Genomic DNA, 17,015 nt, shown 5'->3' on the forward strand with positions numbered 1-17,015 from the left:
CGCCCTTGAGCGATCAAGCATGTCTCCCGAAAGTGAAAACCGGTTTCCGGGCAGCCACAGCGACGCGTTTTAGGGCGAAGACGTTGGCGAGTGCGCGCCAAACAGCCACGCAAGTCACCCGCATCCCTGAAACGACGCGTTTTTTCAGTCACTGCTGTCGCGCTTCCATGCGCACATAAAAAAACTCCGGAACCGGCGGGTTCCAGAGTTTTCTCTTTCCGGGAAAGCTGATTGTCAGCGACGTCCGTGGATCAGGTCGGTCGTGATGTCGATCTGTCCGGTCAGGCGCATCTTGTACACCTGATAGTTTTCCATCACTCGCTGGACGTAGGTCCGGGTTTCCGTGAACGGAATGCGCTCGATCCAGTCGACTACCGCGTCGATATTCTTGCCGCGTGGGTCACCGTAGCGCTCGATCCACTGCTGCGCCCGGCGTGGTCCGGCGTTGTAACCGGCAAAGGTCAGGATGTAGGAGCCGTTGAACCGGGACAATTGCTCGTCGAGATAGTGCGAGCCGAGCGTCGCATTATAGGCGGCGTCCGTGGTCAGGCGAGCGGGTGAATAGCTGAGCCCGGCCTTGCGCGCCATGTCCTTTGCCGTGCCCGGCATCAGCTGAAGCAGGCCGAGCGCTCCGACGCCAGACTTCGCCGCGATGTTGAACTCGCTCTCCTGGCGCGCGATCGAATAGGCGAGGGCCTTGCCAGCGCCGTTGATATTGGCATTTGCCGGAATCGCTCCGAGTGGATGCGCCAGCGCGCCGACATTCAGCCCACGGCTTGCGGCCCATTTTCCGACGCGCAGCGCGAGGAAATGGTTTCCCTGCCGCTCGGCCATCACAGCCAGCAGCGCCAGTTCGCCGACATTGGTGAGTTCCTGCGCCATGCCGCGGTAGAGACTGTCCGCGCGGCGGGCGTGGCCGGCTTGTTCGAGCCGGCGAATCGCCTGCACCGCCTGACGGCTTTCGAAATTGCGGCGGTCCGCATCGCTGGGGGCGGGAAAGCCAGCGGGGATCGTCTTGCGCCCGAGCTTTTCTGCCGCCAGCTGGCCGTAGAATGCCGTGCCATAATTCGCCGCCCGCTCATAATACTGACGCGCGTTTCCGGGGCCGCCCGCTTCTGCCGCACGGCCAAGCCAGTAGTAGGCGCGCGAAAGCGAGATCGGCCCGTCGGCGATTTCGGCAATTCTTGCAAAGTGGCGTGCGCCGGTGCGCGCATCGCCGGCTCCGCGCAAGGCATACCAGCCCGCATGAAATTCGGCGTCGACAGCCATCGACGGGCTTTCGGCAGCATGCGCGGCGGCCAGCTTGTAGGCGGTGGATGCGTCTCCGAGATCGAGCAATTCGCGCGACAGAACCCGTCGTTCCACCCACCACTGGTCGGGATCGACGAGAGATGCAGCGTCCTTTGGTGCTTTCAGCATCACCGCAGCCGCTTCGCGATGCTTTTCGTTGCGACGCAATTGGCGGGCTTGTGCAAACAGGAACGCTGCCCCGCGCTGTGCCTTGGGCACCGCGTTCAGCAGGCTGTTTGCGTTCTTTTCGTTGCGGGTGACAGCGGCGAAAGCTTTCGCCAGTTCACGAGCACCTGCCAGTCCGGCCACGCGGTCTGCGGAAGAGAGGCGGTCGCTATAAAGCATGCGCTCCATGCGAAAGCGATGATCGGCGGTCGGGATGATCTTGCCGAATTCGCGGATGATGGCCTGCTCTTCAGCGGCTTCCAGCCTCGCGGTTCGCCAGAAGGGAGACAGGACGGCACGCGCGGCCTGAGGATTGCCCACCGCTGCGTGAGATCTTGCAAGGATGATCGCGCCCTGAATGGTCTGCGGCTTCGTGTTGCCAAAGGCGCTCAGAGCCACGCGCGGTCCGACATTTTCTTTGAGCATCGCGCGTTCGGAGTTTGCGCGCAGGGTTGCCATGCCGGGCCAGCCGGCCAGCACCGATGCCGCCTCGGCGATTTCACCGCTGGACACCGCATCATTGCCGGAGGTCGCAATCGACCAGGTCAGGATATGCCGGTCGAGCGAGTTGCGCGAAAGGCTGTCGCGCACCTGCCGTGCGCGTGAAATATTGCCCGATGCCACGGCGTCGAGGCCGTTCTTCAGCTGCGCGATACTCCCGCCGGTGATCAGGTTCATCGGGTTGGCAGCCATCGAAGGCGCGGCGAAGGCCGAAACCGAGCCGGTCTTGATCGCCTTGTCGATCGCAAGGGTTCTCGTGCTCGCGTTGGGCCGTTCAAAGGGAATCGGTCCGTTGCCCGGCAGGGCGACGTCGCCGAATGCCAGGTTCGGTGCCAAAAGGAGCGTCAGGCCTGCTAGCGAGGCTCGGGCGCGGGTGTTGCCTACCATGTGACGTCTATCCCTGTTCCATACAGCTTACATTGAGGATGGGCGTTCAGCGAGCCTAGTTGCGTCGGATGAATACAACGTAAATGAATGGTTATCGTTGGCGATTGTTTTGTCTGTATCGCAAGGGCAGAGGAACTTGCCCGTCTTTGGTGTCAAGACTATGGTGCGCGGCCCCGCCATAGGATAAAAGCTGCGGGTTATCGCTGTCATCATTGCCCGTCGGGCATTCCCAGGAGTTTCGTCATGTTCAGAGGGTCATATACCGCGCTCGTCACGCCATTTTCGCGAGACGGTGCCCTGGACAAAGACGCCTTCTGCAAGTTGGTCGAATGGCAGATCGCGGAAGGCACCAACGGGCTGGTCCCGGTTGGGACCACGGGCGAGTCGCCGACACTGACGCATGAGGAACACCGCGAGGTCGTGAAGCTCTGCGTCGAGGTCGCTGCCGGCCGCGTTCCGGTGATTGCAGGCGCAGGCTCGAACAATACGACGGAAGCCGTTTCGCTGGCAAAGTATGCCGAAAGCGTTGGCGCTGACGGAGCGCTTGTCGTGACGCCTTACTACAACAAGCCGACTCAGCGTGGGCTTTACGCGCACTTTGCCGCTGTCGCGAAGGCGATTTCGATCCCGATCATCATCTACAACATTCCGCCACGCTCGATCGTCGACATGAGCCCGGAGACGATGGGCCAACTGGCCAACGACTTTTCCAACATCGTCGGTGTCAAGGATGCGACCGGCAAGATCGAGCGTGTGTCCGAGCAGCGCATCACCTGCGGCACGTCCTTTATCCAGCTCTCGGGCGAGGATGCTTCGGCGCTTGGCTTCAATGCGCATGGCGGTGTCGGCGCGATTTCCGTGACCGCAAACGTTGCGCCGCGCCTGTGCTCGCAGTTCCAGATTGCGTCGCTCGCTGGCGAGCGCGACAAGGCGCTGGAGTTGCAGGATCGTCTGATGCCGCTGCACAAGGCGCTGTTTATCGAGCCGGGTCTGTGCGGCACCAAATACGCCCTTTCGCGCCTCGGCAAGGTTGAAAACACGGTCCGCTCGCCGTTGCTGCCGATCGAGGCATCGACGCAGGAGCGCATCGACGCGGCGCTCGTTCATGCCGGCCTGTTGAACTGACACAGGACTTAACCATCTAAGCGACATGGCTCAGCAGAAGAAAAACACGTCGACCAACGGCAAGACCGTTTCCGAAAATCGCAAGGCTCGCTTTTCCTACGAGGTGCTCGAGACCTACGAGGCGGGCATTGTGCTGACCGGAACCGAGGTCAAGTCGCTGCGTCAGGGCCAGGCCAACATCCAGGAATCCTACGCCTCTGTGGAGGGCGGGGAGATCTGGCTGATCAATTCCTATTTGCCGGAATATCTGCAAGGCAATCGCTTCAATCACGAGCCGCGCCGTCGCCGCAAACTTCTTCTGAAGAAGAAGGAGATGGCCAAACTTGCCCAGGCGGTTCACCGCGACGGCATGACCATGGTCCCGCTCAAGATCTTCTTCACCGAGAAGGGCAGGGCCAAGCTCCTTCTGGCGGTCGCGCGCGGCAAGAAGCTGCACGACAAGCGCGAGACCGAAAAGCAGCGCGACTGGTCACGCGAGAAGTCGCGGCTGTTGAAGGAACGAGGGTAGGAATAGGGGAATAGGGGAATAGGGGAATAGGGTTGCCTTCCTCCCCGGCCGGTATTTCTTTTACTCCCTTACTCCCTTACTCCCTTACTCCCTTACTCCCTTATCCAGATACTCCCGAACACTCTCAAACACGCTGACGAACATTTCTTCCGTCAGCTTTCCGGTGTTCGTATTGTATCGCGAGCAGTGATAGCTGGAGAACAGGCGGATGCCGGCGGCGTCGTGTTCTGCGCCATGTCCGAAGGAATAGCTGGCGACCCGCAGCCCCAGCGCGCGCACGGTTGACTGGTGCGCAATCGTGCCCAGGGTGACGATCGCCCGAAGGTTCGGATAGCGCTGGATCGTCGGCGTCAGGAATGTGCGGCACGTGGAAATCTCGGCGCCGACCGGCTTGTTCTCCGGCGGAACGCACCGCACCGCATTGGTCAGCGCGGTCTCGATCAGCTGGACCCCATCGTCCGGGCGGGCATCGAAGTTTCCGCTGGAAAAGCCAAACCTCTTCAGCGTCGCGTAGAGAAGGTCGCCGGCATAGTCTCCGGTAAAGGGCCGCCCGGTCCGATTGGCTCCGCGCAAACCCGGCGCCAGACCGACGATCAACAGCTTTACCCGATCATCGCCTTCGTTTGCCGTAAATGTCGGCACCGGCCCATTGAACCAGTCAGGCTCGCGCGCGCGCCACAAGGCGATGAAGTCGTGCAGGCGCGGGCAAAGGTTGCAGTCATGCGATGGTTCTGGGCCGGCAAGTAAGGCTGTCATTGGGTGGAATCGTCGTCCTCATCGTCAGGATCTGCGCGCCGCACGGAGCGCTCGTTGAGATCGCGCCCAACCTCGCCTTTCAATGAGAGAAGGTCAATGAAATGGTCAGCCTGCCGACGCAGATCGTCCGAGATCATCGGCGGCTGCGAGGCAATGGTCGATACGACGGACACCTTGCGCCCCTTGCGCTGGAGCGCTTCCACGAGCGTGCGGAAATCGCCATCGCCGGAGAAGATCACGTAATGATCGATATGCGGTGCCAGTTCGAGCGCATCGACGGCAAGCTCGATGTCCATATTGCCCTTGATCTTGCGCCGTCCGGTTGCGTCAGTGAATTCCCTGGCGGGCTTGGTGACGACGACATAACCGTTGTAGTCGAGCCAGTCGATCAGCGGTCGTATCGAGGAATATTCCTGATCTTCCACCAGCGCCGTGTAGTAATAGGCGCGCAACAGGTAGCCCTTGTCCTGAAAGTGGGAGAGGAGCTTTCGATAGTCGATGTCAAATCCAAGTGCTCTGGAGGTCGCGTATAGATTTGCACCGTCAATAAACAAGGCGATCTTTTCTCGCGGATCAAACATGATGAAAATCCCTTGGCGCTAAAATACTACTGGATAGCTGGTATTTTAGGCTATTCCATGGACATCATGCGCATGCCACCAGTTTTTCGATCACATTTTTGAGAAATCGACACCGCGTCCGGCAATCGCTGTGCCGCAATCGTCAAGCGCGCAAACAACTGCTATGATGCGCTGACAATATTTTGGAACTCTGTGCCGGTCGCGTGAGTTTCAATGTTGATTTTCGCAAAATGCGGCATTGTCAAAGGGGATTGACGATTCAACGCGCTTGTGTTTTGGGCGCGCTCGCGTTATTCACCGGCAAACTCTCTGACAATTCCACGAATGAAAGGGGCACCAAATGGCCCGCGTTACTGTTGAGGATTGCATCGACAAGGTCGAGAACCGTTTCGAGCTGGTTCTCCTCGCTGGACATCGCGCCCGTCTGATCTCCCAGGGCGCTCCGATCACGATCGACCGCGACAACGACAAGAACCCGGTCGTTGCATTGCGTGAGATTGCCGACGAGACGCTGTCGCCCGGCGACCTCAAGGAAGATCTCATTCATTCGCTCCAGAAGCACGTCGAAGTCGACGAGCCGGAAGCACCGGACGCGCCGGTTATCGCTGACGCGACCGTCGGTATTTCCTCCGAGATTGAGGAAGAAGAGAACATCGTGTTCGACCGCATGACCGAAGAAGACCTCCTGGCCGGCATCGAAGGTCTCGTCGCGCCCGAGAAAAGCGACGATTTCTGATCGCTGGACCAGCAATCGCCACTTTATCATCGGCGATTTCATGGCTATCTAAAACATGCGTCACACAATCCGTGCGGCGCATGTTTTCATTTGAATGACAGGAAGAGCGCCCATGATGCGTCAGTATGAGCTTGTCGAGCGCGTCCAGCGCTACAAGCCTGACGTGAATGAGGCATTGCTCAACAAGGCGTATGTCTATGCCATGCAGAAGCATGGTCATCAGAAGCGCGCCTCGGGCGATCCCTATTTTTCGCATCCTCTCGAAGTGGCGGCCATTCTCACCGAGATGCGGATGGATGAGGCGACCATCGCTGTTGCCCTGCTGCACGACACGATCGAGGACACCAGCGCCACCCGGCAGGAGATCGACACGCTGTTCGGGCCCGACATGGGCAAGCTTGTCGAGGGGCTGACCAAGCTCAAGAAGATCGACCTCGTTTCCAAGAAGGCGGCACAGGCCGAAAACTTGCGCAAGCTGCTGCTGGCGATTTCCGACGACGTGCGCGTCCTTCTGGTGAAGCTGGCGGACCGGCTGCACAACATGCGCACCCTTGAGCATATGCGCCCGGACAAGCGGCTGCGCATTGCCGAGGAGACGATGGACATCTATGCGCCGCTCGCCGGGCGTATGGGAATGCAGGACATGCGGGAGGAATTGGAGGAACTCGCCTTCAAGACCATCAATCCCGAGGCTTACAAGGCGGTCAATGAGCGGCTGGCGAATTTCTTCGAGAGCAATACCGGGCTGGTCGAGGAGATCGAGCACGCTCTGTCCGAACTGTTCGTCAAGCATGCGCTTTATGCGGAGGTGAAAAGCCGTCGCAAGAAACCGTGGTCGGTGTTCCGCAAGATGGAAACCAAGGCGATTTCCTTCGAGCAGCTGTCCGACCTCATCGGCTTCCGCGTCATCGTTGCCAATGTCGAGGATTGCTACAGCGCGCTGGGGGCGATTCACACAACCTGGTCGATGGTGCCCGGTCGCTTCAAGGATTACATCTCGACGCCGAAGCAGAACGACTATCGTTCGATCCACACCACGATTGTCGGCCCGTCGCGTCAGCGCGTCGAATTGCAGATCCGCACGCAGTCGATGGATTCGATTGCCGAATATGGCGTTGCTGCGCATTCGATCTACAAGGATCACGGCAGCACCACCAATGCCGCCGGCCATTCCCTGTCCAAGGACACCAACGCCTATGCCTGGCTGCGCAAGACCATCGAGGCGCTGGCCGAGGGCGACAATCCTGAAGAGTTCCTCGAGAACACCAAGCTTGAGCTGTTCCAGGATCAGGTGTTTGCGTTCACGCCGAAGGGCCGCCTGATCGCGCTGCCGCGCGGCGCAACGCCCATCGATTTTGCCTATGCCGTTCACACCGACGTTGGCGACACCTGCGTTGGCGCCAAGGTCAACGGACGCGTCATGCCTTTGATGACCGAACTGAAGAACGGCGACGAGGTCGACATCATCCGCTCCAAGGCGCAGGTGCCGCCTGCCGCGTGGGAATCGATTGTGGTCACCGGCAAGGCGCGTTCGGCCATCCGCCGCGCCACCAAGAACGCGATTCGAAAGCAATATTCCGGCCTTGGCGTCCGTATTCTCGAACGCGCGTTCGAGCGCGCGGGCAAGACCTACTCCAAGGAGCAGATCAAGCCGGTGCTGCACCGGCTGGCCCGAAAGGATGTCGAGGATGTGCTTGCCGATGTCGGTCGGGGCGAGTTGTCGTCGGCGGACGTGATGCGTGCGGTCTTCCCGGATCTGAAGGAAGAACGCTCTCCCGCCACGGTCCAGAAGGTGCGCGAAGAGGGTTGGTTCAATCTGCGCAACGCCGCCGGTATGCTGTTTCAGGTGCCGGGCATCTCGAACTCGCGTCGAAGCCGCAGGGCCGATGCAGCCCGCAGCGGAGCGCTGCCGATCCGTGGCGTTCGTGGCGATCTTCCGGTGACGTTTGCGGCTGAAGGGGCTGTGCCCGGCGACCGCATTGTCGGCATTCTGGAGCCCGGCAAGGGCATCACCATCTACCCGATCCAGTCGCCGTCCCTGACGGCCTTTGACGACCAGCCGGAACGCTGGATCGACGTGCGCTGGGACATTGATGAGGCGCGCAAGGAGCGTTTCCCGGCACGGATTTCAGTTTCGACGATCAACGAGCCGGGTTCGCTTGCCGCGATTGCACAGGTGATCGCCGCCAGCGATGCGAATATTCACACGCTTTCAATGGCGCGTACGGCTCCTGACTTCACTGAAATGATCATCGACATGGAAGTCTGGGACGTAAAGCACCTCAACCGGCTCATCATGCAACTGAAGGATCACCCAAGCGTCAGCGATGCCAAAAGGGTGAACGGCTGATGCACGAAAGGCGGTTTCCATGATTATTGGCATTGGCAGCGACCTTATCGATATTCGCCGGGTGGAAAAGACGCTGGAGCGTCATGCGGACCGTTTCGTCAACCGCGTGTTCACGCCCATCGAGCAGCGCAAGTCGGACGGGCGCAAGCTGCGGGCCGCCTCCTATGCCAAGCGCTTTGCAGCCAAGGAAGCCTGTGCGAAGGCGCTCGGTACCGGGCTTGCGCGCGGCGTGTTCTGGCGCGACATGGGTGTGGTCAACCTGCCCGGTGGCAAGCCGACGATGCACCTGACCGGCGGCGCGGCGGCGCGACTTGCAGAAATGCTCCCGGAAGGGCATGAAGCATTCATTCATCTGACCATCACAGACGACTTTCCGCTGGCTCAGGCATTCGTCATCATCGAGGCGCGGCCTGTGGTCTGATGCTTGTTTGCGTTGCCGTGCAGCACGCAAGCCGCTAAGACGAAGCCCATTCAAGAATAGGACGGCATGAGCGTGGCTGACAAATCGCAGAAGAAATCGGGCGGAGTGGGCGAAACGATCAGCGTGATCATCCAGGCGCTGCTGCTCGCACTGGTCATCCGCACCTTCCTGTTCCAGCCGTTCTCGATTCCGTCCGGCTCGATGCGCCCGACCCTGCTTGAGGGCGACTATCTGTTCGTCACCAAATGGGCCTACGGCTACTCGCATCACTCGATGCCGTTCTCGCCCAACCTGTTCTCCGGTCGCATCTTTGGCAGCGCGCCTGAGCGTGGCGATGTCGCGGTGTTCAAGTTCCCGCCCAATCCGTCGCTGGATTACATCAAGCGCGTGATCGGCCTGCCGGGCGACCGCGTGCAGATGCGCGAAGGCCAGCTCTACATCAACGGAGAAGCGGTGGCCCGCGAGAAGGTCGGCGAGATCAACAATCCCGACATCACCGAACTCAACCGTCCGGTCGAAGTCTGGCGCGAAACGCTGCCGAATGGCGTCTCCTACGACACGCTGGACCTCACCCCGAATGGCGTTGGCGACAACACGCGCGAGTTCGTGGTGCCTGCAGGCCACTACTTCATGATGGGCGACAACCGCGACAACTCCACCGACAGCCGGTTCTCGGTCGGCTATGTGCCGGAGGAAAACCTCGTCGGTCGCGCCAACATCATCTTCTTCTCGATTGCCGACGGCGCAAGCCCGCTGGAAGTCTGGAAGTGGCCGAGCTCGCTGCGTGCATCGCGTCTGTTTGGAATGGTTCGGTAAACATGCGCGCGAAAGCACCGCCGTCGCGCAGGCCGGATGATGCGCTGCTGCTCGATTCCATCGAGGCAATCACCGGCATCCGTTTCTCCAATGTCGGGCTTCTTCGCCGCGCTCTGACGCATGCAAGCGCCAAGGGCGTCGCTGAAGGGGCCGACTATCAGCGTCTGGAATTTCTGGGCGACCGCGTTCTGGGCCTCGTCGTCGCGCAGATGGTGTTCGAAGCGAACCCGCGCGCGCCCGAAGGCGAGATGTCGCTGCGCCTCAACGCGCTGGTGAACGCCGAGACGCTGGCCGAGATTGCCGAGGAGGTCGGTCTGTCAGGCCTGATTTCCACGGGCCGCGAACTGCGCCCGCAGGCGGGCCGCAAGCTTGTCAATCTGCGCGCCGACGTGATGGAAGCGCTGATCGCGGCGCTCTATATCGAAGCCGGGCTTGAGGCTGCAAACGCATTCATCCGCCGCCATTGGGACAGCCGTTCCAAGGCTCCAAGTGCGGCCCGACGCGATCCGAAGACCGAGCTTCAGGAATGGTCGCACCAGTTTGCGAAGTCCGTGCCGGCCTACACTGTGGACAGCCGCTCGGGACCGGATCATGATCCTGTCTTCACGGTGTCGGTGCGGATCGAAGGTGTCGAGCCCGGTATGGGCTCTGGAAGATCGAAGCGCGAAGCCGAACAGGCCGCAGCCATGAACATTTTGCTGCGCGAAGGCGTGTGGCGCGAGGAGGCGAAAGCCTGATGAACGAAATCGCTGAAACCGAAAACACCGAAACCCGCTCGGGCTTTGTCGCGCTCATTGGCGCGCCGAATGCGGGCAAGTCGACGCTGGTCAACCAGCTTGTCGGCGCCAAGGTGTCGATTGTCACCCACAAGGTGCAGACCACGCGTGCCGTGGTGCGTGGCATCGCCACCCACGACAACGCCCAGATCGTGTTCGTCGACACGCCGGGCATCTTCCGTCCGCGTCGCCGGCTCGACGAGGCGATGGTCACCACCGCCTGGGGCGGGGCCAAGGATGCCGACGTCATCCTCGTGCTGATCGATTCCGAGCGCGGCATCAAGGGCGACGCCGACGCGCTGCTGGACCGGCTCGCCGATGTGCGCCAGCCGAAGGTGCTCGTGCTCAACAAGGTCGATCGCATCGACCGCGAAAAGCTGCTGGACCTCACCGCAAAGGCCAATGCCCGCGTGAATTTCGAGCGCACCTTCATGGTTTCGGCTCTTACAGGTTCAGGCTGCTCCGATCTCATGGACTTCCTTGCCAAGCGTCTGCCCGTTGGCCCTTGGTACTACCCGGAAGATCAGATTTCCGATCTGCCGATGCGCCAGCTGGCGGCGGAAATCACCCGTGAGAAGCTTTATCTGCGTCTGCATCAGGAACTGCCTTATTCCTCCCATATCGAGACCGAGAGCTGGGAAGAGAAGAAGGACGGTTCCGTCCGCATCCAGCAGGTGATCTATGTCGAGCGCGACAGTCAGAAGAAGATCGTGCTTGGCGCCAAGGGCGAGACGATCCGCGCAATCGGGCAGGCCTCCCGCGCCGAGATCTCCAGCATCCTCGAGCAGCCGGTTCATCTCTTCCTGTTCGTCAAGGTGCGCGAGAACTGGGGCGATGACCCCGAACGTTACCGTGAGATGGGCCTTGAGTTCCCGGGCTAAAGCAATTCCAGCAAAAGTGCGAAGCGGTTTTGCGTCCGGAATTGCGTAAAACAAGAGACCCATGAAGCTTGAATTCGAGCGGCCATTGGTGGAAGGCTCCTCCTATGGAATGGCGCGACGAAGGAATCGTTCTCGGAACAAAGAAGCATGGCGAAACCAGCGTCATCCTTGAGGTGATGACTCTGGCGCATGGCCGCCATCTCGGCATGGTCCGTGGTGGTCGCTCGCGCCGCATGCAGCCGGTGCTGCAACCCGGCAATCGCGTCGATCTCATCTGGCGCGCGCGTCTGGACGAGCATATGGGCATGTTTCAGGTCGAGCCGCTTGAGCTGCGGGCTGCGCGCCTTTTTGACAGCGCCTGCGCCGTCTATGGCATTCAGACACTCGCCGCCCATCTGCGTTTGCTTCCCGAGCGCGACCCGCACGCAAGTCTGTTCGAGACGCTCAACCTTCTTATCGAGCACCTTCAGGAGCCAGCTTCGGCTGGCGAACTGGTCGTCCGCTTCGAGTTGCTGATTCTCGATGAACTCGGCTTCGGGCTCGACCTGTCCGAGTGCGTGGCAACCGGTGTGCGGGAAGACCTGACCTATGTCTCGCCCAAATCGGGCCGCGCTGTCAGCCGCGACGCCGGCGCGCCGTGGGCTGACCGGATGCTGGCGCTACCGCCGTTTCTGCGTCCCAATTCCGGCCTGCGCGCCGACCGCGACACGATGATGGAGGCCTTCAGGCTCACCGCCTTCTTCCTGTCGCGCCATGTTTATGAGCCGCGCGGGATCGAGCCGCCCGAGGCCCGCGCCGGCTTTCTGGCCGCGCTTGGCAAACATTTTTCCAATCAAGACGGAGAGAATGCTGCATGAGTGAAGTTGAAATCTTCCCCGGCCACATCGTGCGTGCCGGGCTGGGGTCGATCCCGCTCGATGACGTCGTGCATCTTTCGGGGATCGAGCTGCTTCGGCGCGTCATCGACGGCACCTATCCAGCGCCGACGATCGCCCTGCGCATCAACTTCGCTCTGGTGGAAGTGTCCGAAGGCAGGGCGGTGTTCAAGGGGATGCCGAGCGAGCGTCATTTGAACCCGCTGGGCGGCGTTCATGGCGGCTGGGCCGCCACCGTCATGGACTCGGCGCTGGGGTGCTGTGTCCATACGCTGCTTGGACCGGGCGAGGCCTATTCAACTGCGGAAATGAAGATCAACTACACCCGTCCGATCACGCCGCAGACCGGCATCGTCACCTGCGAAGGCAAGGTCGTCCACAAGGGCCGCACGCTCGCCGTCTCCGAGGCACGTTTGCTGGACGCAGATGGCAAGCTTCTGGCGTTCGGTACGGAAACCTGCTCGATCTTCCCGCTCAGCCGTATCCGTCCCTCATAAGTGAGGGCGCGTTCGACCGCCCGGCCGTTCAGGCCGGGCTGCCTGCCAATCGCGCGACGGGACGTTCGCGGATCGGCCAGTGCACCAGCGCTGCAAACAGGCCGAGCACGACGCCCATCCACCACACTGGATCGTAGGTGCCGAGCAGGTCATAAAGATACCCGCCCAGCCACACGCCGAGGAACGAGCCGATCTGGTGCGAGAAGAACACGATCCCGCCGAGAAGGCCGAGATGCGACGTTCCGAACATGATCGCGACCAGCGAATTTGTCGGCGGCACGGTCGAGAGCCACAACAGGCCCATCAGCACGGCAAACAAGATTACCGTTGAAGGTGTCTGCGGCAGCAGCAGAAACGCCGTCACAAGCATCGAGCGCCCGATATAAATCCACGCCAGAAACATCGGCTTGGAATAGTGCTGGCCGATCACCCCTGCCGCGAGCGATCCGATGATGTTGAAGAAGCCGATCAGCGCCAGCGCGATCACCGCATAGCGCGCCTCGATGCCGATATCGGAGATATAGGCGGGAAAATGCGCGGTGATGAAGGCCACCTGAAATCCGCAAACGAAGAAGCCCGAAGTCAGCAGCAGATAGCTGCGATGGCCCAGCGCTTCGCGCAACGCCTCCGCCACCGTCTGCCGATAGGCAGCTTGCCCGCCGTTGCCGGACGTCGCATTGCCGCGCAGGGGAATTGCCAGCAGCGGCACGATCAGCATCATCGCGCTCATCACCAGCAGCGCATCGTACCAGCCATAGGCGGAGATCAGTCCCTGACTCAGAGGCGCGAACAGGAACATGCCGGCAGACCCGGCAGCCGTGCCAAGGCCAAAGACGAAACTGCGTCGCTCCGGCGCGACATTGCGCGCGAAGGCTGCAAGCACGATGCCGAACGAGCCGGAGGCGATGCCAAGACCGACCAGAACGCCGCCGCCAATATGCAGCATCGTCGCGCTGTCGGCATTTGCCATCAGCACGAGCCCGGCAGCATACATGACGCCCGAAAGCGCAAGCACCTTCCCGGTTCCATATTTGTCAGCCAGCGCGCCGAAAATCGGAGTTCCCAGTCCCCATGCAAGGTTCTGGAATGCCATCGCCAGGCCGAATGTCGTCCGGTCCCAGCCCTTTTCGGCAAGCATAGGCAACTGGAAAAAGCCCATCGCCGAGCGCGGACCGAATGTCAGCAGCGCAATCAGGCAGCCGCAGATGATGATGAGCCACGGCAGGCGTGACGGGACGGATTGCGCGGGCGCCGACTGTGACATGGATGACCGTTTCCAAAAAATTAGATGCGTCAAACTAACCCGGATGAAGCGCGCGGGGAAATCAATTGGGCGGATGCAACGATCAATTCAATTGAACGGTAGCGGCGGCAACGAGCCCAACGGGTCGATCTGCCCCGGCTGCGGCGGGAACGGACGGATCACGTGCCGGCGCGGCAATGGCGGCGGCTCCGGCGGCAGGATCACGGTCGATCCTCCCGGAATGGCAACGTTGGGCACCTGCGAGGGTTGAACCCGGATGAGCGGCTTTCCGATTTCGAGCATTTCCGAGGGCAATGCCGGACGGGGGATTCGCACTGTGGTGCCCGGCAGCACGGTGCCATCGGCGCGAATGCCGGGATTGGCGCTTTTCAGCGCCTCTTCGTTCAGCCCGCAAGCGCGTGCGATCGAATAGGCGGTGTCACCGACGCGCGCCGACAGTCGGGCAGGGCATGCAGCTTCGGCCTGCGCCACAAATGCTGTTCCGACCGCCATTGCGGTGGCGAACAACGCTGCCTTTTCTTTGCCTGACCATCTCATGCGATGCGGTCCTTGCCCGATGAAGTGATAAGCTCCAGCATAACCCACGATGTTGGCAGGTTTGCGCTTGAACCCTTGTCAGCGACGCTTTCCATTCAGCGCCTGGCGTTCGCGATCAATGGCTTCAAACCGTGCCACGAATGAGGCCTGCACCGTTTTTGCTGGCAGCGGCGTCAGTGGCAGGGCCTGTAAATCCAACCCGCGCGGGCGACCAAAAAACTTCGCCGCCTCGGCATCCGAAAACCCCGCTAGCTGCGTTGCCTCGCACCACGCAGCCACGTGATCGGCGCGCTTGATCGCCTTGGCAAGCTTCTGTGTCAGGTCGGCGGGCAGCGCAAAGCGCAAGTGAATCGCCCGCTGCAGCCGCAGCTCGATCTCCTTGTAGCCACCGCCAACGACTGATTTGAACGGCGAGATCATGTCGCCGATGACATATTCGGGCGCGTCGTGAAGCAACGCCGCCAGCTTGTCGCAAGCCGTCGCGGTCGGATTGGCTTTTGCGAACACCGCTTCGACCAGCAGCGAATGCTGGGCCACCGAAAATGCGTGATCGCCATAGGTCTGGCCGTTCCAGCGTGCGACGCGCGCGAGCCCATGCGCGATATCCGAAATCTCGACATCCAGCGGCGAGGGGTCGAGCAGGTCCAGCCGACGGCCCGAAAGCATGCGCTGCCAGGCGCGCGGCGGCGCTGAAGCCTTGTCTGCCATCAGTCTTCGGCGTCCGCTTGCGGCAGCGTATATTTCGCCCATGCCGGAATCGACAGCGACAACGCCACCTCATCGGCCATGATCTGCATTCCGTCAGCCAGCGCCGAGCCGACGCGGTCGGTGCGCACGATTGCGAGCCCGCGCGTCCCGTCGACGCTTCCCAGCGTGCCAATGGATCTGCCATTCGCCTTGATGTCAGTGCCCGGTGCTGGCAGCGGCTCCTGCGCATCGACGATCATCACGCGGCGTCGCGCGGTGCCACGATGTTGCATCCGCGAGACGACTTCCTGCCCGACATAGCAGCCCTTACGAAAGCCGACTCCATCGAGTTCATCAAGAAGGACGTCATGCGGAAACGCGTCGTTGAGCGCATAGTCGGAATCGCTCTCGGCAATTCCGTGCGCAATTCTCAGACGTGTCCATTCCGCCGTCTCTGCATCGGGCGAAACTTGCGCGCTGTAGCTGCGCTCGACCCGAACCGTTTCCGGGAAGCGGGCGTCCCGAAGCCAGAAGCCGGTTGAATCAGTTTCTGATGCGATTGAATCAGCGTCCCAGCGAATCACGACAATTGCTTGATCCTGCTTGCTGATTTCGGCCTTTGCCCGCAGCTTGTACATCGTCAGGCGACGCAGGAAATCGTCGGCGATCTCGGCACGGCACTCTAGCAGGAAGGCATCCTGCCCATCGCGCGAGATCAGGAAATCGAACAGGATCTTGCCTTGCGGGGCGAGCAGCGCGCCCGGTTTCACCATCCCCGGTTCCAGCCGATCCAGGTCGACCGTCAGGATGTTCTGCAGAAAGTGCTCCGCGTCCGGGCCTGCAACCCTGATGGTCGCGCGGTCGGAAAGCTGGATGATCGCCATGGAATCAAGCCCAAATTACGTGTGAACGACTTCTACGTAAGCCCTGGTGGGGACGTGAACAAGGTCACGCCCGCCCGTGGGCCGCAACGACGGTCAGTCGCCCGCGACGAAAAACAGCCAGCGACCTTCGGGTGAAATCCCCACCCGGTAGAAGATATAGGCGCCGAAGTTCTTCATGTCCTCATAGTCGCCAGCGGTGACCAGCTTGAACAGTTCGACACGCTGGCGCTTGTCGAGCGAGTCAAGCGGCACGGCGAAGAAATACGGCCACACATACATCTCGGTCGGTTCGCCCGCTTCCAGATGCACATAACCAGCCGACATCACCTCATAGAGAATCGCCAGAATTTCCTGCCCGTCATCGTCGCCGGAAAGCTCGCGCAGGAACGTGATCGGGTCTTCCGGCAGATCTCCAAAGGAGAGCTGCGTGCCTTCATCACCAACTTCGAGAATGGGGCGCAAATTCTCCATCTCACCGGTCAGCGCAGCTTCGATGATCAGTTTGCGCATGCGCGCGACCGGCTCCGGCAACAGCTCGATGTCGTAGGATATTTCCGCCGTCGGCTCGCCATTGGCCTCTTCGTCGGTGGGGGCCACCGCATGCGGCGCGCGTGGCGTCACGATCGGGTCGGGCAGGGGCACTGTCATGTCGCGCGGCGGCCGGGGAGCCTCGACCTCGTCGGTGGCTGGCGCAGGGTCCGGCGATGCTGGCTTGGTTGGTTCCGCCTGAACCGGCGGCAGCGTCTGGCGCTGGATCTCGTCGTTGGGCGCGGTTTCTTCAGCCGGAACCGGCACGTCCTCTTCCGGTATTTCACTCAGGGCCATCGCCTGCGATGACACCATGAGGCCAGCCAGGAAAAGACAGATCGCACTGCCGCGCTTCAAAGCTGGAAGATCGGGGAAAAGTCTGCTCGGTCTTGCCGTCATGCCATCGTCACTCCGCCTGTGAGGACAACACCATAGAGCAAAAAGGGGGAG

The 17,015-nt window shown here is 61.1% G+C and carries 18 protein-coding genes; 10 read left to right on the forward strand and 8 right to left on the reverse strand.

Going from position 1 to position 17,015, the window contains the following annotated elements; translation table 11 throughout:
* Window positions 1-234: 234 nt before the first annotated feature.
* Window positions 235-2,343 carry a lytic transglycosylase domain-containing protein gene (locus tag BMZ42_RS09540; RefSeq protein ID WP_091521527.1) on the reverse strand — a complete coding sequence of 703 codons (2,109 nt, stop codon included), beginning with the start codon at window positions 2,341-2,343 and terminating at the stop codon, window positions 235-237.
* Window positions 2,344-2,586: 243 nt separating this feature from the next.
* On the opposite strand from BMZ42_RS09540, the gene dapA reads away from it, so the two are divergent.
* Together dapA and smpB are read left to right on the forward strand one after the other, a co-directional pair.
* A complete protein-coding gene (gene dapA, locus BMZ42_RS09545; RefSeq protein WP_091521529.1) occupies window positions 2,587-3,468 on the forward strand; it encodes a 4-hydroxy-tetrahydrodipicolinate synthase in 882 nt (293 codons plus the stop codon).
* Window positions 3,469-3,493: 25 nt separating this feature from the next.
* Window positions 3,494-3,976, forward strand: a complete 483-nt coding sequence (smpB, locus tag BMZ42_RS09550; protein WP_091521531.1) for an SsrA-binding protein SmpB — start codon at window positions 3,494-3,496, stop codon at window positions 3,974-3,976.
* 84 nt (window positions 3,977-4,060) lie between these two features.
* On the opposite strand, the gene BMZ42_RS09555 is transcribed toward smpB, so the two are convergent.
* Both BMZ42_RS09555 and BMZ42_RS09560 read right to left on the reverse strand, forming a co-directional pair.
* Window positions 4,061-4,732, reverse strand: coding sequence for a uracil-DNA glycosylase (locus tag BMZ42_RS09555; RefSeq protein ID WP_091521533.1), 672 nt, complete (start codon window positions 4,730-4,732; stop codon window positions 4,061-4,063).
* Window positions 4,729-5,313, reverse strand: coding sequence for a LabA-like NYN domain-containing protein (locus tag BMZ42_RS09560; protein ID WP_091521535.1), 585 nt, complete (start codon window positions 5,311-5,313; stop codon window positions 4,729-4,731). The genes BMZ42_RS09555 and BMZ42_RS09560 overlap by 4 nt, the downstream gene beginning before the upstream one ends.
* A 340-nt stretch (window positions 5,314-5,653) precedes the next feature.
* On the opposite strand from BMZ42_RS09560, the gene rpoZ reads away from it, so the two are divergent.
* The 8 genes from rpoZ (at window position 5,654) to BMZ42_RS09600 (ending at window position 12,665) form a co-directional block, all read left to right on the forward strand.
* Window positions 5,654-6,049: a DNA-directed RNA polymerase subunit omega gene (rpoZ, locus tag BMZ42_RS09565; protein WP_091521538.1), complete on the forward strand. Its 396-nt coding sequence runs from the start codon at window positions 5,654-5,656 to the stop codon at window positions 6,047-6,049.
* Window positions 6,050-6,161: 112 nt separating this feature from the next.
* Window positions 6,162-8,399, forward strand: a complete 2,238-nt coding sequence (locus BMZ42_RS09570) for a RelA/SpoT family protein (RefSeq protein WP_091521540.1) — start codon at window positions 6,162-6,164, stop codon at window positions 8,397-8,399.
* 19 nt (window positions 8,400-8,418) lie between these two features.
* On the forward strand, window positions 8,419-8,820 hold the full coding sequence (gene acpS / locus BMZ42_RS09575; protein WP_091521543.1) for a holo-ACP synthase: 402 nt from the start codon (window positions 8,419-8,421) through the stop codon (window positions 8,818-8,820).
* 66 nt (window positions 8,821-8,886) lie between these two features.
* The gene (lepB, locus tag BMZ42_RS09580) at window positions 8,887-9,636 is read left to right on the forward strand and encodes a signal peptidase I (RefSeq protein WP_091521545.1); all 750 of its coding nucleotides are present in this window, start codon (window positions 8,887-8,889) and stop codon (window positions 9,634-9,636) included.
* Between the two features lie 2 nt (window positions 9,637-9,638).
* Window positions 9,639-10,373, forward strand: coding sequence for a ribonuclease III (rnc, locus tag BMZ42_RS09585; protein WP_091521547.1), 735 nt, complete (start codon window positions 9,639-9,641; stop codon window positions 10,371-10,373).
* On the forward strand, window positions 10,373-11,293 hold the full coding sequence (era, locus tag BMZ42_RS09590) for a GTPase Era (protein WP_091521549.1): 921 nt from the start codon (window positions 10,373-10,375) through the stop codon (window positions 11,291-11,293). The genes rnc and era overlap by 1 nt, the downstream gene beginning before the upstream one ends.
* 104 nt (window positions 11,294-11,397) lie before the next feature.
* A complete protein-coding gene (gene recO, locus BMZ42_RS09595) occupies window positions 11,398-12,150 on the forward strand; it encodes a DNA repair protein RecO (protein WP_091521551.1) in 753 nt (250 codons plus the stop codon).
* Window positions 12,147-12,665, forward strand: coding sequence for a PaaI family thioesterase (locus BMZ42_RS09600; RefSeq protein ID WP_091521553.1), 519 nt, complete (start codon window positions 12,147-12,149; stop codon window positions 12,663-12,665). The genes recO and BMZ42_RS09600 overlap by 4 nt, the downstream gene beginning before the upstream one ends.
* 28 nt (window positions 12,666-12,693) lie before the next feature.
* On the opposite strand, the gene BMZ42_RS09605 is transcribed toward BMZ42_RS09600, so the two are convergent.
* The 5 genes from BMZ42_RS09605 to BMZ42_RS09625 all read right to left on the reverse strand — a co-directional run bounded on the left by BMZ42_RS09605 (window position 12,694) and on the right by BMZ42_RS09625 (window position 16,964).
* Window positions 12,694-13,929 (reverse strand): MFS transporter, encoded by a 1,236-nt coding sequence (locus tag BMZ42_RS09605; RefSeq protein ID WP_091521555.1) that lies wholly within the window; start codon window positions 13,927-13,929, stop codon window positions 12,694-12,696.
* 87 nt (window positions 13,930-14,016) lie between these two features.
* A complete protein-coding gene (locus BMZ42_RS09610; protein ID WP_091521558.1) occupies window positions 14,017-14,466 on the reverse strand; it encodes a LysM peptidoglycan-binding domain-containing protein in 450 nt (149 codons plus the stop codon).
* A gap of 78 nt (window positions 14,467-14,544) precedes the next feature.
* Window positions 14,545-15,177: a YfbR-like 5'-deoxynucleotidase gene (locus tag BMZ42_RS09615; protein ID WP_175556691.1), complete on the reverse strand. Its 633-nt coding sequence runs from the start codon at window positions 15,175-15,177 to the stop codon at window positions 14,545-14,547.
* Window positions 15,174-16,037: a CAF17-like 4Fe-4S cluster assembly/insertion protein YgfZ gene (ygfZ, locus tag BMZ42_RS09620; RefSeq protein ID WP_091521563.1), complete on the reverse strand. Its 864-nt coding sequence runs from the start codon at window positions 16,035-16,037 to the stop codon at window positions 15,174-15,176. Before ygfZ ends, BMZ42_RS09615 begins: the two co-directional genes overlap by 4 nt.
* A gap of 93 nt (window positions 16,038-16,130) precedes the next feature.
* A complete protein-coding gene (locus BMZ42_RS09625; RefSeq protein ID WP_244523219.1) occupies window positions 16,131-16,964 on the reverse strand; it encodes a hypothetical protein in 834 nt (277 codons plus the stop codon).
* Between the last annotated feature and the right edge of the window lie 51 nt (window positions 16,965-17,015).

Origin of the sequence: Aquamicrobium aerolatum DSM 21857 (genome assembly GCF_900113935.1) — a bacterium.
GTDB lineage: Bacteria > Pseudomonadota > Alphaproteobacteria > Rhizobiales > Rhizobiaceae > Aerobium > Aerobium aerolatum.

Coding starts and splice junctions, on each gene's coding strand:
- era (WP_091521549.1), top strand. CDS start 10,373: ATGAACGAAATCGCTGAAACCGAAAACACCGAAACCCGCTCGGGCTTT.
- acpS (WP_091521543.1), top strand. CDS start 8,419: ATGATTATTGGCATTGGCAGCGACCTTATCGATATTCGCCGGGTGGAA.
- BMZ42_RS09555 (WP_091521533.1), bottom strand. CDS start 4,732: ATGACAGCCTTACTTGCCGGCCCAGAACCATCGCATGACTGCAACCTT.
- dapA (WP_091521529.1), top strand. CDS start 2,587: ATGTTCAGAGGGTCATATACCGCGCTCGTCACGCCATTTTCGCGAGAC.
- BMZ42_RS09605 (WP_091521555.1), bottom strand. CDS start 13,929: ATGTCACAGTCGGCGCCCGCGCAATCCGTCCCGTCACGCCTGCCGTGG.
- BMZ42_RS09625 (WP_244523219.1), bottom strand. CDS start 16,964: ATGACGGCAAGACCGAGCAGACTTTTCCCCGATCTTCCAGCTTTGAAG.
- recO (WP_091521551.1), top strand. CDS start 11,398: ATGGAATGGCGCGACGAAGGAATCGTTCTCGGAACAAAGAAGCATGGC.
- BMZ42_RS09570 (WP_091521540.1), top strand. CDS start 6,162: ATGATGCGTCAGTATGAGCTTGTCGAGCGCGTCCAGCGCTACAAGCCT.
- lepB (WP_091521545.1), top strand. CDS start 8,887: ATGAGCGTGGCTGACAAATCGCAGAAGAAATCGGGCGGAGTGGGCGAA.
- BMZ42_RS09600 (WP_091521553.1), top strand. CDS start 12,147: ATGAGTGAAGTTGAAATCTTCCCCGGCCACATCGTGCGTGCCGGGCTG.
- rpoZ (WP_091521538.1), top strand. CDS start 5,654: ATGGCCCGCGTTACTGTTGAGGATTGCATCGACAAGGTCGAGAACCGT.
- BMZ42_RS09560 (WP_091521535.1), bottom strand. CDS start 5,313: ATGTTTGATCCGCGAGAAAAGATCGCCTTGTTTATTGACGGTGCAAAT.
- ygfZ (WP_091521563.1), bottom strand. CDS start 16,037: ATGGCGATCATCCAGCTTTCCGACCGCGCGACCATCAGGGTTGCAGGC.
- rnc (WP_091521547.1), top strand. CDS start 9,639: ATGCGCGCGAAAGCACCGCCGTCGCGCAGGCCGGATGATGCGCTGCTG.
- BMZ42_RS09540 (WP_091521527.1), bottom strand. CDS start 2,343: ATGGTAGGCAACACCCGCGCCCGAGCCTCGCTAGCAGGCCTGACGCTC.
- smpB (WP_091521531.1), top strand. CDS start 3,494: ATGGCTCAGCAGAAGAAAAACACGTCGACCAACGGCAAGACCGTTTCC.
- BMZ42_RS09610 (WP_091521558.1), bottom strand. CDS start 14,466: ATGAGATGGTCAGGCAAAGAAAAGGCAGCGTTGTTCGCCACCGCAATG.